Here is a 14,095-nt window from a genome sequence, read left to right on the forward strand (position 1 = left end):
CCGTCATCGAAGGTCTGCTAAGGAACGTTTTCGGAAATCATCTTGGAGTTGCGCGCGTGGCGGATGACACGGTCACCCGGCAAGGACGGCAGGGGCCGCAGGGCCCGCGGGGCGAGCCGGGGCGTCCGGGGCCGCAAGGCCATCCCGGACGGCCCGGGCCCGAAGGCCCGCGCGGCAAGCCGGGGCCCCCGGGCAAAGGTGGCCCGCACGGTCCGCGGGGTGAGGCCGGCCCGCAGGGCAAGCCCGGCATCAGGGGCGAAGCGGGTCCGCGCGGCGAACCCGGTCCGCCCGGCCAGCTGCCGTCGGTCGAACAGGTGATGCCGTGGCTGCATTTGTTGTTCGAAGCCTGGGAAGACTACAAGCGAACGCGCGAGCGCGCGGCCGCCGAGCGCGAAGTCTGGGAACGCGAAGCGCTGGAAGCGGCCGAACCCGGTGAAAGGTCCCACGATGACGACGACGGCGACGATGACGACCATCACAATAAGAAAAAGAAGAAGAAGCATAAGCATAAGCACAAGAAATAATCCGGTACGGCCGACTTCTTCCGTGCATCGCACCGTCATCCAAACCGCAGCCTCGATCTTTCCTTCGCCTTCTCGGCCTCGGTCTTTCGGTCGCGCGCCGGCGCCTGGGTGTGCAGCGATGCCAGGAGGCGGCGGGCCGATGTTGAGACTTCCGCCACCGCGCGCTCGAAGGCCTCGGCATTGGCCTGCGACGGTTTGTTGAAGCCCGAAAGCTTGCGCACGAACTGCAGCGCGGAGGCCTGGATTTCATCCTCGGTCGCGGGCGGCTCGAAGTTGAACAGCGTCTTGATGTTGCGGCACATTTTTATCTTCCTGTCCGCGTCCGCGCCGTCGGCGAACTGATGGATTATCACCGGCAAATGTAGCCTGGATGCAGCGAAGCGCAATCAGGGGGCTTCGGTTCCGCTTCGGTTCCTTGGGTCCAGCCGGGTTGGACGGCGCATTTCGCTTGCCCGGGGGCCAGGGAAAGCTCCATACTACCTGTGCTGAGCCGCGTGAATCGGGGCTCTTTTGCATCATCCGAACATCCGCACGACTGAACTGACGAGTTGCCGATGTCCCATGTCACCTACAGAATCGTTCAGCATGACGGCGGCTGGGCCTACACCGTCGATGGCGTATTTTCCGAACCGTTTTCGACCCATGCCGCGGCGCTGTCCGCCGCCAAGCGCGCCGCCGCCGAGCAGCGCGTGCCCGGCCGTACCGAGGCGATCGAATATGAGACCCCCGACGGCAAGTGGCACACCGAGACCGCAGCCGGCGGCGACCGGCCGGACACCGACGTCGAGGACGCGCCGTAGCTTTGCCACACGGCGCGGAGAATTTTTCCGGTTCCCCTGCGCCGCCGCGCTCGGATCGGGATGCACGGCGTGATAGATTCGCAAGACCAAGGCGCCCCCTGGTGAAGAGCGGCCGCGTCCCCGGGGAGAGCAGGCATGAAGTTATCGCGCGCGGCGCTATCGGCTGTCTTCGCAATGACCTCATTTACGGCATTGGCCGCGGATTACCCGGCACCCCGGCAGGGCGACTGGATCGCGAAGGATTTCAAATTCCATACCGGCGAGACGATGCCGGCGCTGCGGCTGCATTATACCACGGTCGGCGAGCCCAGTGGCCAGCCTGTGCTGGTACTGCACGGCACCGGGGGCTCGGCCGCCAGCATGCTGACGCCAGGCTTTGCCGGCGAATTGTTCGGCCCCGGCCAGCCGCTCGATGCATCGAAATATTACATCATCATTCCCGACAGCCTCGGCCACGGCAAATCCTCAAAACCCTCCGACGGCATGAAGACGGCCTTTCCGAAATATGATTACGCCGATATGGTCGATGCGCAGTTCCGCCTGGTCACGGAAGGACTTGGGATAAAGCATCTGCGGCTCGTGATCGGCAATTCGATGGGCGGCATGCAGACCTGGCTCTGGGGCGTGAAATACCCTGATGCGATGGACATACTGGTGCCGATGGCGTCGCAGCCGACCGAGATGGCCGCCCGCAACTGGATGCTGCGGCGGATCATGCTGGAAACCATCCGCAACGACCCGGATTATCATGATGGAAATTACACCATCCAGCCGCGGATGATGAAATACGCCGTCATTGCCTATGGCATCGCGTCCGCCGGCGGCACGCTCGGCTATCAAACGCTGGCGCCATCTGCGGCCAAGGCCGACCAGATGGTGGACGAGCGGCTGGCCGCGCCGCTTGTCTCCGACGCCAACGATTTTGTCTATCAATGGGAAGCTTCGCACGACTACAACCCTTCCCCCGGGCTGGAGCGGATCGAGGCGACGCTGCTTGCGATCAATGCCGCCGATGACGAGCGCAATCCGCCGGAAACCGGCGTGACCGATGCGGCGCTGAAGCGCGTCAGGCACGGCCGGCTCTTCCTGATTGCGGCCAGCCCCGAGACGCGCGGTCATCTGACGACCGGCAACGCGGCATTCTACAAGCTTCAGCTGCAGGAATTGCTGCAGACCGCGCCGCAGCGCACGATGTAGCGCGGCGCCGCATTCAGGTGAGATGTCGATGTCAGCGGAACGCTTTCGCCGGATCGCCCTCAGTCTGCCCGGGACGAGCGAGTCCGCGCATCAGGGTCACCCGGACTTCCGCATCGGCAAGCGCATCTTCGCAACACCTGGGTATCCGGACGCGGCCTGGGGGATGATCAAGCTGACACCCGAACAGCAATTGGTGCTGATCGAGGCCGAGCCCGACATCTTCCAGCCAGTACGTGGGGCTTTGGGGCAAGCACGGCAATACCAGGTATGTGCACCACCGCGGCGGCATCGTGATCAGCTGCTTCGTGCCGGCGGACGCGGTGCGAACTCCGAGGGCACGCCGAGCGCTGGCGCGCCCTCGCCGCCCATGTTACCTGCGCAGATGTCCGCCGCCCCGCAGCCTGATCGCTCTCGCACCTTGCGCGCGGCGCTGCGCTGGATTCTTGCCGCGTTCTACGTCGTGGCCGGAGTAGCCCATCTGCGGGCGCCGGACGTGCTGCTCGCGATCACGCCATCATGGGTGCCGTTCGCGCCGCAGGTCATCTTCGTCACCGGATGGTGCGAGCTTGCGGGTGCCGTTGCCCTGGTGACAAAGCCGCTGCGCTGGTGGGCGGGCGTGGCGCTGGCGGCGTATGCGATCTGCGTCTGGCCCGCCAATTTCAAGCACGCCATCGATGGCATAGAGCTGCCCTACATCGGCAGCAGCTGGCTCTATCACGCGCCCCGGCTGGCATTGCAGCCGGTGCTGGTCTGGTGGGCGCTCTACGGCGCCGAAGTCATCGACTGGCCGTGGCGGCGACAGGGCTAGTCTAAGGGGTGGCTGCCTCGCTGCCGCGATGATATCCTGCCGCGGATCCGGACACCTGCAACGGAGCCAGACCTTGCCCGATCTTGCGGCCGTCGACCTTGCCTCGATTTACCCAGCCCCGTCACCGCGCGTGATCGCAAAGGCGCGTCCGGAGATCGACATCCATGCGCAAAGATTCATCGCGATGTCGCCGTTCTGCGTGCTCGCCACCTCCGGCTCCGACGGCAGCGTCGATGCCTCGCCGCGCGGCGGCAATCCCGGCTTTGTCAGCGTCGCCGGGCCGAACCTTCTGTTGATGCCGGACCGCTCAGGCAACAACCGCATCGACAGTTTCAGAAACATCGTCGAGGGCTCAGGCTTGGTGCAGCTGATCTTCCTTGTGCCGGGTATCGACGAGACGCTGCGCGTCGGCGGCACGGGCAGGCTGTCGGCGGAGCCGGATCTGTTGGCCGCGATGGAGGAATTCGGCAAGCTGCCGCGCGCCGTGCTGAGCATCAGCGTGCATGAAGCCTATTTCCATTGCGGCAAGGCGCTGATGCGCGCACGTCTGTGGTCACCGCAATCGCGGGTCGACCGTTCGGTCTTTCCCAGCATCAGCCAGGTGATTCACGACCAGACGAAATTGGGCGAGCCGGAAACCCAGGCCGAGGTCGAAGCGCGCAACAAGACACAGCTGTGAAGCGGACCTGACCGGCCGCATGGTTCGAGACGCCCGCCTTCGCCCTTGCGGGCCAAGGCAGGCTCCTCCCCATGAGGGTCCAAGACCTCATCTCCGGGGAGCATCGCTAACCGGTGGCGCGAACGCGCGCCCGATGACAAGGCTCCCGCGAGGCGTCTCGAAGGATGAAGTCACCTCGCTGAAATTCAATCCTCGCTCTTGAGGCCGCCGACGTGCTTCTGGGTGTAGAGTTCGAGCCCGATGCGCTGGATCAGATCGAGCTGGGTTTCGAGGAAGTCGATGTGCTCCTCCTCGTCCTTCATCAGGCTTTCGAACAGATCGCGTGAGACGTAGTCCTTGACACCGTGGCAGTAGGTCGCCGCTTCCTGATAGAGCGCGCGGGCAGAAAGCTCGGCGGCAAGATCGGCTTCGATGATTTCCTTGACGTTTTGTCCGATCCGCAAGGGATCGAGCACCTGCATGTTGGGAAAGCCGTCGAGGAACAGGATGCGGTCGGTGAAGCGATCGGCGTGGTTCATCTCCTCGATCGATTCCTTGCGCCACACCTTGGCCATTTCCAACAGGCCCCAATTGTGCAGCATCCGGAAATGCAGCCAGTACTGGTTGATGGCGGTGAGTTCGCTGCGCAAACCCTTGTTGAGGTATTCGATGACTTTGGCGTCGCCTTGCATGTCGCTCTTTCGCTGCCGGGGCCAGGTGACCCCTCGTATAACGATCCTGAATGCTAGTTCAGATCATCGGCAAGAACAATGCGCTGCCGAACCGGCCGGCGCTGGAACGAGCGCCGCCAAGACAGGCCTCATTCGGCGGCTTCGAGGAAAAATTCCGCGTCGGCCTGCGAATCGGTGATCCGCGGCTCGGTCCCGGCCTGGCTGTGCCGGCAACCGGAATGGCAGGCCTTGGCGCATTCCCCCAGGGCCTCGTCAATGATGGTCTTGATGGTGCGCGCGCACCGGCCGCATTCGACGTTGCGGCCGAGGCAGTCATAGACCTGCTTGGCGCTGCGCGGCAGATCCACCGTGGCGCTGCAGACCGCATGGCGAACATCGTGGTCGCTGAGGACGTTGCAGGAACAAACAATCATGAAAGCGGCGAAGCCTGTTGGAGATGCCTGGGAGTATCGATAGGCAAGACCATTCCGGGATGCAAAAGGAAAAACCGCCCTTTCAAGCAATTCCAAACTGATCCCGGAGACAGATCGTATCCGTGCTGCCACTATCAGTCGCCAAATATGGCAATCCCGTTCATCGATCATTCAAGTGAAATATGGAACTTTCGCTAGGACGGACTGATTTATAGCTTCATGCTCCCCGAGATGACTTCCTAAGGAAAGGTTAAAGCCGTGAGGAAAACAATGATGACCCTGGCTGCCCTCGCCGCCCTGGCGGTGTCGGCCGTGGCAGTGCCTGCGCCTGCCCACGCCCAGCGCGGTTTCGGCGCCGGCCTGGCGGCTGGCGTGATCGGCGGCGCCATTGTCGGCGGCGCGCTGGCCGCCCCCTATTATTACGGTTATGGCCCCCGTTACTATGGACCGGGTTACGGCTATTACGGCGGCGGACCAGCCTATGTCGCCGGCCCGGGTTATGATGGAGGCTGCTACTGGCAGCGGCAGCGTTTCTGGGACGGCTATGGCTGGCGTTTCCGCCGCGTGCGGGTCTGCGGCTGATCCGTTCATCTTTGTTACAAATTGTTCGGAATCCCCCGGAAACAAAGCGTTTTCGGGGATGGTTCGGAAAATCGGCCTGAAAAAACCGTTTTTTCAGCGCAAACTCTTGACACGTTGGCTTTCGATCGACCGTCGGGCGGTTTTCACGAAATGGCCAGCTTCGAATACGGCGCGTAAGTAATCTCTAAACCCCGGCGCCGACCGAAGGCGCCATCCCCAGGAGAGTCCAGGACATGAAGAAGACATTAGCTGCCTTCGTCGCAGTCGCAACGATCGCTGGTTCGCTCGCCGCGACGCCCGCCAGCGCCCAGCGCGGCCTCGCGGCCGGCTTGGCTGGCGGCATCATCGGCGGCGCGATCGTCGGCGGAGCCATCGCCTCCAGCCGCCCGGCCTATGGCGGTCCGGTCTATGTGGAAGAAGCTCCCCCGCCCTGTCGCTGGGTTCGCGAGCGCTTCTGGGATGGCTACAGCTGGCGCTTCCGCCGCGTCGAAGTCTGCAACTGATCTGAGCGGGCGGCGCAGGGTCCAGCGCGCCCCGATCTTGACCCGGCCGAAATCTCGGCCGGGTTTTTCGTTGGTCCTCATGCCCGGGAGCGGCCACTCGGCCGGCCCTCGAAGGATGGAGTTTGGACACCGTGGCCAGGCCTTCGAGAGGCCGTGCAAGATGAGCGGCTGCTCACCACGAGGGGCGATATTCTCCCCGCGCAATTGAGCGCCGTGTCAGCGCGCCGCGCTGATTGAACGCAGAACGGCTTCGCTCGGCCAGCAATCCACCTTGAGTCCTGCCGATTTCTGGTAAGCCCCGAGCGCCGCGCGGGTTTTCATTCCGGCCTTGCCGTCGACCTTTTCGGCATAAAGACCCAAGCGGGTGAGCTGGCGCTGCATGGCTTCGATATCGGCGGTACGCAGCTGGGTCGAAGCGGACCACGGCGTCGCGAATGGTTGCGGGCTTTGCATGCGGTCGCTGAGATGGCCGACGAACAGCACATAGAGATCGGAAAAATTATATTCCTTGATGACGAAATAATTTTTCGTGGTCAGGAACGCGGGGCCTGAGATACCCTCGGGCTGCAGCAGCGATGCCGGCTGCGCAGTTTCCGCCTTGTTCAATTTTTGTCCGCGCACTGGCACAAAACCCTCGCGCAGCCAGTCGCCGATCGGTTTTGTCACTTCCGGCACGCCTATCGTGCAATCGGTATTCGCCGGCGCGCGCACCTCATAGGCCCAGCGCAGGCCGGGCTGCCAGCCCTTGTTGACGAGCTGCTGCGCGGCGGAGGCGAGCGCGTCCGGCACCGAATGCCAGATGTCGCGGCGGCCGTCGCCGTCGAGATCGACTGCGTGCTGGTAAAACTCCGACGGCAGGAATTGCGTCAGCCCGGTGGCGCCGGCCCAGGACGCGCGCAAATCCCGGCGCGTGACGTCGCCGTCGCCGATCAGTTTCAGCGCCAGAATGAACTCGTTGCGGTATTGCTCCTTGCGCCGTCCGACATAGGCCTGGGTCGCCAGCACGCGCAAGCCGTCATAAGGCAGCGTATAGCGGCCGTAATCGGTTTCGCGGCCCCAGATCGCGAGCACGATGGAGCCGGGTACGCCGAAGCGGGTTTCGATCTGATCGAGCGCGGCGCGATATTTCTGCATCAGCCGCTGACCCTCTTCGGCCAGCCTGATGATGCTCGCTTCCTTGATGTAGTCCGCCGGCACCTGCACGAATTCGGCCTGCGCCGGCGCGCCGGTCGACGGCCGCCCCGGCAGGATCAGGTCGGGCAGCTTGTAGTCCGGCTCGAGGCCGCGGGTCTGCGTGTCGAAGGTAGCGCGAGAGACGCCTGCGGCCTGTGCCTCCGGCCACAACGAGGCGATGAACTGGGTGAAGCCGGCATCAGCGGCGCGGGCGGGGGGAGACAGCAGCGGCAAGGCCGTCGCGAACACTAGCGCGATCACGGTGTCTCTCGAACGACCAAACCAATACCGATATTGCATCAAACCCTCGATTTGTATATATTGAATATATACACCATGATCGACCTTGGCCAGATAACAGGTTTTGACTGGGACGATGGCAACCGCCGCAAGAGTGCCGATAAACATGACGTCAGTCAGGCCGAAGCGGAAGGCATTTTCTTCAACGATCCGCTGATCGTTGCCGAGGACGCAAAGCACAGTGAAGCAGAGCCGCGCTTAAATGCGTTGGGAAAGACAGCCCAAAACCGGCTGCTGCATGTCACTTTCACACTGCGGCAGAATGGAACATTGGTCCGGGTAATATCGGCGCGGGACATGAACCGCAAAGAGAGGAAAGCTTATGCGCAAGCTAAAATCAATTCCCTCCTTCAAGAGTGAGGCAGAGGAACGGAAATTCTGGGAAACCCATGACTCCACCGACTACATCGACTGGAGCAAAGCCGAGCCCATGCGATTTCCAAACCTGAAGCCTTCGACCATGGCGATTTCAATTCGCCTGCCCTTGGGCCTGCTGGAGCAGATCAAGATCGCCGCGAACAAGCGCGACGTGCCGTATCAGTCCCTGATCAAGATGTGGCTGGCAGAGAAGGTGGGATGAGAAGGTGGGATGAGAAGGTTGAGACCTAATCACGGCAAAACCAGCCTGAAGCTACACCATTAATTTCACCTTCTCTGAGCAAATCGTGCGCCCATGGCTGAATAAAAGCATGCGGTGGGAGGATAATCCAACCATTTTCGTCTCCGACCGCGCAAAATTTTCCAACAGCGAAACTGAGAGCGCTGATTGCGCAAATAAGCGAAGCTCTGTCATCGTGATTTTCGACCTCCCTCAAATCTCTCAACGTCCGTCGGTGAGGCAATAGATGTCTTAGCAAGCTAGCGAGGGTGCCATCTTCGTTCAAAGCTGCGAAGAATTTATCTGACCTATTCTTGCGGACCGCACTTAAGCTTTCTGGTTCGGCAATCATCACGCCCAGATAAGAAGATGGAAAGGCTTCAACAACGGATTGGTCGGCAATTCTGATGCGGGATGCTGATTGAGCCACATTGGCAACAGAGAGAACAATCTTTACACATTTGTTGGTTTCTTCGTTCAATCGAATGCCGACTGGTGAATTCGATTGACCGGGCTTGCCGATTCTGGCGCCAAAAGATCTCGTAAGTATTCTCTCGGCGGTACGATATTCACCAATAGTGTCGAATCCCGTTCGTAGCGGCCCATCGAAAGCAACCGCCCGAAGTGACTGATTTCCAAGGATGTCACGGATCGTTTCTAACCGGTCCTTATCCGTTGCACGATAGCGCCTGATCTCCCAATTTATGCTCTCATCGTCCCACCTCATCAAGCAGACCGCGCTCGACCGGCGCTTCTTGGAGTACCCCACGTCAATTCCAGCGACCGCATTGCGGAGAGACATGTCGAATGCTCTTTGGAGTCTTACCTTACCGCGTCAGCTTCTCGCCTTGATGGGAAGCGGGACGACGGAATCATGACCCAGCCGCGCATGTTTGTTCTGGCATCGGTTTCGTAACCTCACCCTTCACCGCACCGCGACGATAAAAATCCTTGGAAACCGCAGCAGCACCTTGCCGTCGGCCTGCGGCAGATAGCTGGCGGCGATGCGGGCGGTGTATTCGGCGAGATATTGCTTGCGTTCGGGCGGCTCCAAGGGATCGACAAAGGGCCGCAAGCCGGTGCCCTTGACCCATTCGACGATGCCGGTGGCATCGTCGATCACGTGGTTGTAGATCGTGTGCCAGATCTCGAGCCGGCTGCACAGCGGTTTCAGCGTGTCGTAATAAACGCCGGGCTTCGGCAGACCGTCGCGCAGCCGCGCCGCCTCGGACAACTTTTTGCGAAAGGGCTCCAGATGGGCCACCTCGCGCATCAGCACGTGGGTGGGCTCATCGATATTGTCGGGCATCTGCACCGCGAGCGCGCCGCCGGTCGGCAGGGCGCCGAGCAGCCGCTGCAACTGCTTCAGGTGGCCCGGCACCCATTGAAAGACCGCGTTGGCAAACAGCACGTCGGTGTTTTCGCGCGGCGCCCAATGCGCGATATTGGCCTCGATAAAGGTATGTCCCGGCAGCCTTTCGCGCGCCTGCCGCAGCATGTCGGCCGAGGTATCGACGCCGGTGACCGAAGCCTGCGGCCAGCGCTTCAGCAGGAGCTCCGTCGAATTGCCCGGTCCGCAACCGATGTCGACCACCCTGCGCGCATCGGAGATCGGGATCTGCGCCAATAGATCGCGCGCGGGCCGGGTCCGCTCGTCCTCGAATTTCAGGTATTGCTGTGCGCTCCAGTCGGCCATCGCGGGCTTCCTGCTTACCGTGTCAGCTTCTTGTACTTCAGGCGATGCGGGATGATGGAATCCTGGCCCAACCGCCGCATCTTGTCTTTTTCATAATCCTGGAAATTGCCCTCGAACCATTCGACATGGCTGTCGTCCTCGAAGGCCAGAATGTGGGTGGCGATGCGGTCGAGGAACCAGCGGTCATGGCTGATGATCACGGCGCAGCCGGCGAAATCCTCCAGCGCCTCTTCCAGCGCGCGCAGCGTATCGACGTCGAGATCGTTGGTCGGCTCGTCGAGCAGCAGCACGTTGGCGCCGGATTTCAGCATCTTGGCCAGATGGACCCGGTTGCGTTCGCCGCCGGACAGCGAGCCGACCTTCTTCTGCTGGTCGGCGCCCTTGAAGTTGAACGACGAGCAATAGCCGCGCGAGTTGACCTCGCGCTTGCCGAGCAGGATCAGTTCGTTGCCGCCGGAAATTTCCTCCCATACGTTCTTCTTGCCGTCGAGCGAGTCGCGCGACTGGTCGACATAGCCGAGATGCACGCTCTCGCCGATCGTGATGGTGCCCTTGTCCGGCGTCTCCTGCTTGGTGATCATGCGGAACAGCGTGGTCTTGCCGGCACCGTTGGGGCCGATCACGCCGACGATGCCGCCGGGCGGCAGTTTGAAGGTGAGATTGTCGATCAGAAGCCGGTCGCCAAAGCCCTTGGTCAGGCCCTCGAAATCGATGACGTTCTGGCCCAGCCGCTCGGCCACGGGAATGGTGATCTGGGCGGTCTGGGTCTGCTTTTCGCTGGCCTGCTTCAAGAGATCCTCGTAGCGCTGATAGCGCGCCTTGGATTTGGCCTGGCGGGCTTTCGGCGAGGCCGCGATCCACTCCTTCTCGCGCTCCAGCGTGCGCTGGTGCGCGGCATCCTCGCGGCCTTCCTGGGCGAGGCGCTTCTGCTTCTGCGACAGCCACGCGGTGTAGTTGCCCTCATAGGGGATACCCCGGCCGCGATCGAGTTCCAGAATCCAGCCCGTGACGTTGTCGAGGAAGTAACGGTCATGGGTGACGATCAGGATGGCGCCGGGATAGTTGCGCAAGTGCCCTTCCAGCCATGACACCGATTCGGCGTCGAGATGGTTGGTCGGCTCATCCAAGAGCAACAGCTCGGGCTGGTCCAACAGCAGCTTGCACAGCGCAACGCGGCGGCGCTCGCCGCCGGAGAGTTTCGTGACGTCGGAATCGTCGGGCGGGCAGCGCAGCGCGTCCATGGCCTGATCGACCTTGCTGTCGAGATCCCAGAGGCCGGCGGACTCGATCTGGTCCTGCAATCTGGTCATTTCGTCGGCGGTCTCGTCGGAATAGTTCATCGCCAGCTCATTATAGCGATCGAGGATCGCCTTCTGCTTGGCGACGCCCAGCATGACATTGTCGCGCACGCTCTTGGCGGGATCAAGCTGCGGTTCCTGTTCGAGGTAACCGACCCGGGCGCCCTGGGCGACCCAGGCCTCGCCGTTATATTCCTTGTCGAGGCCGGCCATGATCCGCAGCAGCGTCGATTTGCCCGAGCCGTTGACGCCGAGCACGCCGATCTTGGCGTCCGGGTAAAACGACAGATGGACATTATCGAGCACCTTGCGGTTGCCAGGGTAGGTCTTGGACAAACCCTGCATGAAATAGACGAACTGACGGGCCATCGCGATCCCTTGAAACCTCTGGATTGTCCGGAAATTTACTGCCGCTGATGTAGCCGCGCCGCCCCCAAAGGGCAACCTCGCGCCGGTGTTTCCCGTCCGTTCACTGGGATCATTACGGGGTGGACACCATGCTGGCGCCAAATCAGGACAATTGAAACTTTCTTTTAATGAATCGGTCCAAAACTGTCGATCAGCGCTTCGAAAGGCGCGTCTAACGCGGCACAGGTCGCGGGCAAACAGGCGGACCGGTCATGACAACCATCACCTCGGACATCTTCTCCTCCCCGGCGGACAGAAGCGACGGACAGTCCCGGCCGTTCCAAGAGATTGGGAACTTCTGGCGGCAATTCCTCGCCCGGGCGTTCGACCCCTACCGCCCCGAACTGCATTATATGCGCGGCCCAGGCCCCGCCTGGCGCGCCAAGCACTTGGCGGTGTCACCCGCGGTCCAGTCGATGGTCGCCGAAATCCGGGCCACGAGGGCGCGGCGGTCGCTGGCGCACGCATAATAGCGGCGGCTTTTTAGGCCAGCCGCTTGCGCTCGCAAGCGTTGCGCGCGACCATGGCGATTCTTGAGGCGGCCAAATCACTGCCGCCGTCATCGCCATGAACGGACCTGCCCATGACGCGGATGCGCTGTGCAATTCTCGATGACTATATGAACCTGACGTTGCGGATGGCGGACTGGTCCAAAATCAGCGATCGCGTCGATATCACCGCATTCAATGAACCGTTGACGCCCACCGAAGCCGCGGCCACCGCGTTAGCGGATTTCGGGATCATCTGCGCGATGCGCGAGCGCACGCCGTTTCCGCGCGCCTTGTTCGCGGCATTGCCCAAACTGAAGCTGCTGATCACCTCGGGCATGCGCAACGCCGCGATCGACATGGAAGCCGCCAAGGACCATCAGGTGGTGCTGTGCGGAACCCAATGGAGCCGCGACCCGACCGCGCCATTGACCATGGGCCTGATCCTGGAACTGACCCGCAATATCGGCCGCGAGAACGCGCGCATGCATGCCGGCGAACCCTTGCAGAAGTTCATCGGCATCGAGATCGAGGGCAAGACGCTGGGCGTGGTCGGCCTCGGCAAGCTCGGCGCCAAGGTTGCGGGGCTGGCAAAGGCGTTCGGCATGAACGTGATCGCGTGGAGCCCGAACCTGACGCCGGAGCGATGTGAGGCCACAGGCGTCGGCTACGCCACCAAGGAGCAATTATTCGCAACCGCCGACATCGTTACCGTTCATATGGTGCTGAGCCAGCGTTCGCGCGGCCTGGTGGGATCGGCGGACCTGGCGCGCATGAAGCCGACCGCCTATCTCGTCAATACCGCGCGCGGGCCGATCGTCGACGAGCAGGCACTGTTGCAAACCCTGCAGCAGCGCAAGATCGCCGGCGCCGCCATCGACGTGTTTTCGGTCGAACCGCTGCCGTCTGATCATCCCTTCCGCCAGTTCGACAACATCGTGCTGACGCCGCATCTCGGCTACGTCACCGAGGAAGGATTTCGGGCGCATTACAGCCAGATGGTCGAAGGCATCGACGCCTGGTTCAAGGGCGAGCCACTGCGCCGGCTGGCGTGACCCGCGACAAGAGAACACGTTGAGCGCGGCGGCTGCAGACGCATCAGGCCAGCCTGTTGCGGGATGATCAGGCCGTCTTCGGTGAGAACTTCTTCACGGCGAGCGTGTACGTATTGTGCCCGACCGGGAATGTCACCGTCCCGTTCAATCCATCGGCGGTGGAGAACGCCACTTTGCCGAGATTGACGGCGTTCTTGGAGGCATCGCCGACGCCCTGCGCGGTTTGCCCGTCGATGCTGTATCTGACCTGCGCATCCCGCCCGCTGATCGAGATGACCTGGAACGCCGCGGTCTGTGTGGCTGTGCTGCCGATCCAGTTGCCCACCAGCTTGTTCTGATCCGCGGGAGCGGCCGACTTGGCGAGAATGGCGGATTGTGTCGCCGTCCCGAATGCGAACTCCACGGCGGCCTGCGTGCCATTGCGGGTCGCGATCGTGACATTGCCGTAGGTGATGGTGCGCCCATCGACGGTTCCGGTGCCTTTCTCCGTGTGCCCGTTATGGGTGTATTCGACCTGCGCCGTGCTGCCGTTGATGCTGTCCACCTTGATTTCAATCGGCTGATGATTTTTCGTCCACGAGCCTTTCCAGTCGCCCAGCAGATTGGTCTGCTGATAAATTCGCTCATCGACAGGCGAGATTTGACTGCCAGTTGGGATCGTAGTGGCTGCGCTCACTGGCCGTTCCTTCTGACCGGCGAGTACCGGCCCGCTGTGCGTCTGTGATTTGCTGAAAACAAGGGAATGCTAACATGTATGAATGAACGATAAAGATTAAGACCATGGCCTGATTCAACCCTGTTGAATGAGGCCCTAGGTGGAGCTTCTGGGTCCCGACTCTGTCCGGCGCAGCAGCGTCTGGATACGAGGCCTAGCGCACCGTCACCGGGGCGGGCAGCGGTGG

The 14,095-nt window shown here is 61.9% G+C and carries 19 protein-coding genes and 1 pseudogene; 12 read left to right on the forward strand and 8 right to left on the reverse strand.

All coding sequences use genetic code 11. From position 1 onward, the window contains the following. The coding region (locus tag ABSG20_RS15105; RefSeq protein ID WP_423865307.1) for a hypothetical protein at positions 1-524 on the forward strand (524 nt) is incomplete at its 5' end. A 35-nt stretch (positions 525-559) separates the two neighbouring features. Here ABSG20_RS15105 and ABSG20_RS15110 read toward each other — a convergent pair. Further along, entirely contained in the window at positions 560-826 is a 267-nt protein-coding gene (locus ABSG20_RS15110; RefSeq protein WP_423865308.1) for a DUF2277 domain-containing protein, read from the reverse strand. Positions 827-1,078: 252 nt separating this feature from the next. Here ABSG20_RS15110 and ABSG20_RS15115 point away from each other — a divergent pair, with 252 nt between their 5' ends. The 5 genes and pseudogenes from ABSG20_RS15115 (at position 1,079) to ABSG20_RS15135 (ending at position 4,008) form a co-directional block, all read left to right on the forward strand. Beyond that, positions 1,079-1,324, forward strand: a complete 246-nt coding sequence (locus ABSG20_RS15115) for a DUF2188 domain-containing protein (protein WP_423865309.1) — start codon at positions 1,079-1,081, stop codon at positions 1,322-1,324. Positions 1,325-1,459: 135 nt separating this feature from the next. Then, the gene (locus tag ABSG20_RS15120; RefSeq protein ID WP_423865310.1) at positions 1,460-2,521 is read left to right on the forward strand and encodes an alpha/beta fold hydrolase; all 1,062 of its coding nucleotides are present in this window, start codon (positions 1,460-1,462) and stop codon (positions 2,519-2,521) included. Positions 2,522-2,549: 28 nt separating this feature from the next. Beyond that, positions 2,550-2,687, forward strand: a pseudogene (locus ABSG20_RS15125) (MmcQ/YjbR family DNA-binding protein); the annotation flags it as partial. Positions 2,688-2,903: 216 nt separating this feature from the next. Continuing rightward, positions 2,904-3,329: a DoxX family protein gene (locus ABSG20_RS15130; protein WP_423865324.1), complete on the forward strand. Its 426-nt coding sequence runs from the start codon at positions 2,904-2,906 to the stop codon at positions 3,327-3,329. Positions 3,330-3,402: 73 nt separating this feature from the next. Next, complete coding sequence (locus ABSG20_RS15135; RefSeq protein WP_423865311.1) at positions 3,403-4,008, forward strand: pyridoxamine 5'-phosphate oxidase family protein; 606 nt, start codon at positions 3,403-3,405, stop codon at positions 4,006-4,008. A 185-nt stretch (positions 4,009-4,193) separates the two neighbouring features. Here ABSG20_RS15135 and bfr read toward each other — a convergent pair whose 3' ends face one another. After that, a complete protein-coding gene (bfr, locus tag ABSG20_RS15140) occupies positions 4,194-4,679 on the reverse strand; it encodes a bacterioferritin (RefSeq protein ID WP_423865312.1) in 486 nt (161 codons plus the stop codon). A gap of 128 nt (positions 4,680-4,807) precedes the next feature. Next, positions 4,808-5,092 (reverse strand): (2Fe-2S)-binding protein, encoded by a 285-nt coding sequence (locus tag ABSG20_RS15145; protein WP_423865325.1) that lies wholly within the window; start codon positions 5,090-5,092, stop codon positions 4,808-4,810. A gap of 270 nt (positions 5,093-5,362) precedes the next feature. On the opposite strand from ABSG20_RS15145, the gene ABSG20_RS15150 reads away from it, so the two are divergent. Continuing rightward, entirely contained in the window at positions 5,363-5,674 is a 312-nt protein-coding gene (locus ABSG20_RS15150; RefSeq protein WP_423865313.1) for a hypothetical protein, read from the forward strand. Positions 5,675-5,907: 233 nt separating this feature from the next. Next, on the forward strand, positions 5,908-6,177 hold the full coding sequence (locus ABSG20_RS15155) for a hypothetical protein (RefSeq protein ID WP_423865314.1): 270 nt from the start codon (positions 5,908-5,910) through the stop codon (positions 6,175-6,177). A 216-nt stretch (positions 6,178-6,393) separates the two neighbouring features. Here ABSG20_RS15155 and ABSG20_RS15160 read toward each other — a convergent pair whose 3' ends face one another. After that, on the reverse strand, positions 6,394-7,650 hold the full coding sequence (locus tag ABSG20_RS15160; protein ID WP_423865315.1) for a lytic murein transglycosylase: 1,257 nt from the start codon (positions 7,648-7,650) through the stop codon (positions 6,394-6,396). Between the two features lie 36 nt (positions 7,651-7,686). On the opposite strand from ABSG20_RS15160, the gene ABSG20_RS15165 reads away from it, so the two are divergent. Together ABSG20_RS15165 and ABSG20_RS15170 are read left to right on the forward strand one after the other, a co-directional pair. Beyond that, complete coding sequence (locus ABSG20_RS15165; protein WP_423865316.1) at positions 7,687-8,010, forward strand: BrnT family toxin; 324 nt, start codon at positions 7,687-7,689, stop codon at positions 8,008-8,010. Continuing rightward, positions 7,973-8,230: a BrnA antitoxin family protein gene (locus ABSG20_RS15170; protein ID WP_423865317.1), complete on the forward strand. Its 258-nt coding sequence runs from the start codon at positions 7,973-7,975 to the stop codon at positions 8,228-8,230. The genes ABSG20_RS15165 and ABSG20_RS15170 overlap by 38 nt, the downstream gene beginning before the upstream one ends. Before the next feature lie 25 nt (positions 8,231-8,255). Here ABSG20_RS15170 and ABSG20_RS15175 read toward each other — a convergent pair whose 3' ends face one another. The 3 genes from ABSG20_RS15175 to ettA all read right to left on the reverse strand — a co-directional run bounded on the left by ABSG20_RS15175 (position 8,256) and on the right by ettA (position 11,611). Continuing rightward, the gene (locus ABSG20_RS15175) at positions 8,256-9,050 is read right to left on the reverse strand and encodes a hypothetical protein (RefSeq protein ID WP_423865318.1); all 795 of its coding nucleotides are present in this window, start codon (positions 9,048-9,050) and stop codon (positions 8,256-8,258) included. Positions 9,051-9,173: 123 nt separating this feature from the next. Beyond that, positions 9,174-9,944 carry a trans-aconitate 2-methyltransferase gene (gene tam / locus ABSG20_RS15180; RefSeq protein ID WP_423865319.1) on the reverse strand — a complete coding sequence of 257 codons (771 nt, stop codon included), beginning with the start codon at positions 9,942-9,944 and terminating at the stop codon, positions 9,174-9,176. Between the two features lie 14 nt (positions 9,945-9,958). Beyond that, positions 9,959-11,611, reverse strand: a complete 1,653-nt coding sequence (ettA, locus tag ABSG20_RS15185; protein ID WP_423865320.1) for an energy-dependent translational throttle protein EttA — start codon at positions 11,609-11,611, stop codon at positions 9,959-9,961. Between the two features lie 251 nt (positions 11,612-11,862). Between ettA and ABSG20_RS15190 the strand changes: the two genes are divergently transcribed. Together ABSG20_RS15190 and ABSG20_RS15195 are read left to right on the forward strand one after the other, a co-directional pair. Beyond that, positions 11,863-12,120 (forward strand): hypothetical protein, encoded by a 258-nt coding sequence (locus ABSG20_RS15190; RefSeq protein WP_423865321.1) that lies wholly within the window; start codon positions 11,863-11,865, stop codon positions 12,118-12,120. Between the two features lie 113 nt (positions 12,121-12,233). Then, positions 12,234-13,193 (forward strand): D-2-hydroxyacid dehydrogenase family protein, encoded by a 960-nt coding sequence (locus tag ABSG20_RS15195; protein WP_423865322.1) that lies wholly within the window; start codon positions 12,234-12,236, stop codon positions 13,191-13,193. Positions 13,194-13,260: 67 nt separating this feature from the next. On the opposite strand, the gene ABSG20_RS15200 is transcribed toward ABSG20_RS15195, so the two are convergent. After that, positions 13,261-13,869, reverse strand: a complete 609-nt coding sequence (locus ABSG20_RS15200; protein WP_423865323.1) for a hypothetical protein — start codon at positions 13,867-13,869, stop codon at positions 13,261-13,263. Between the last annotated feature and the right edge of the window lie 226 nt (positions 13,870-14,095).

It is taken from the genome of Bradyrhizobium sp. (assembly GCF_049512235.1).
In the GTDB taxonomy this organism is placed as follows: domain Bacteria; phylum Pseudomonadota; class Alphaproteobacteria; order Rhizobiales; family Xanthobacteraceae; genus Bradyrhizobium.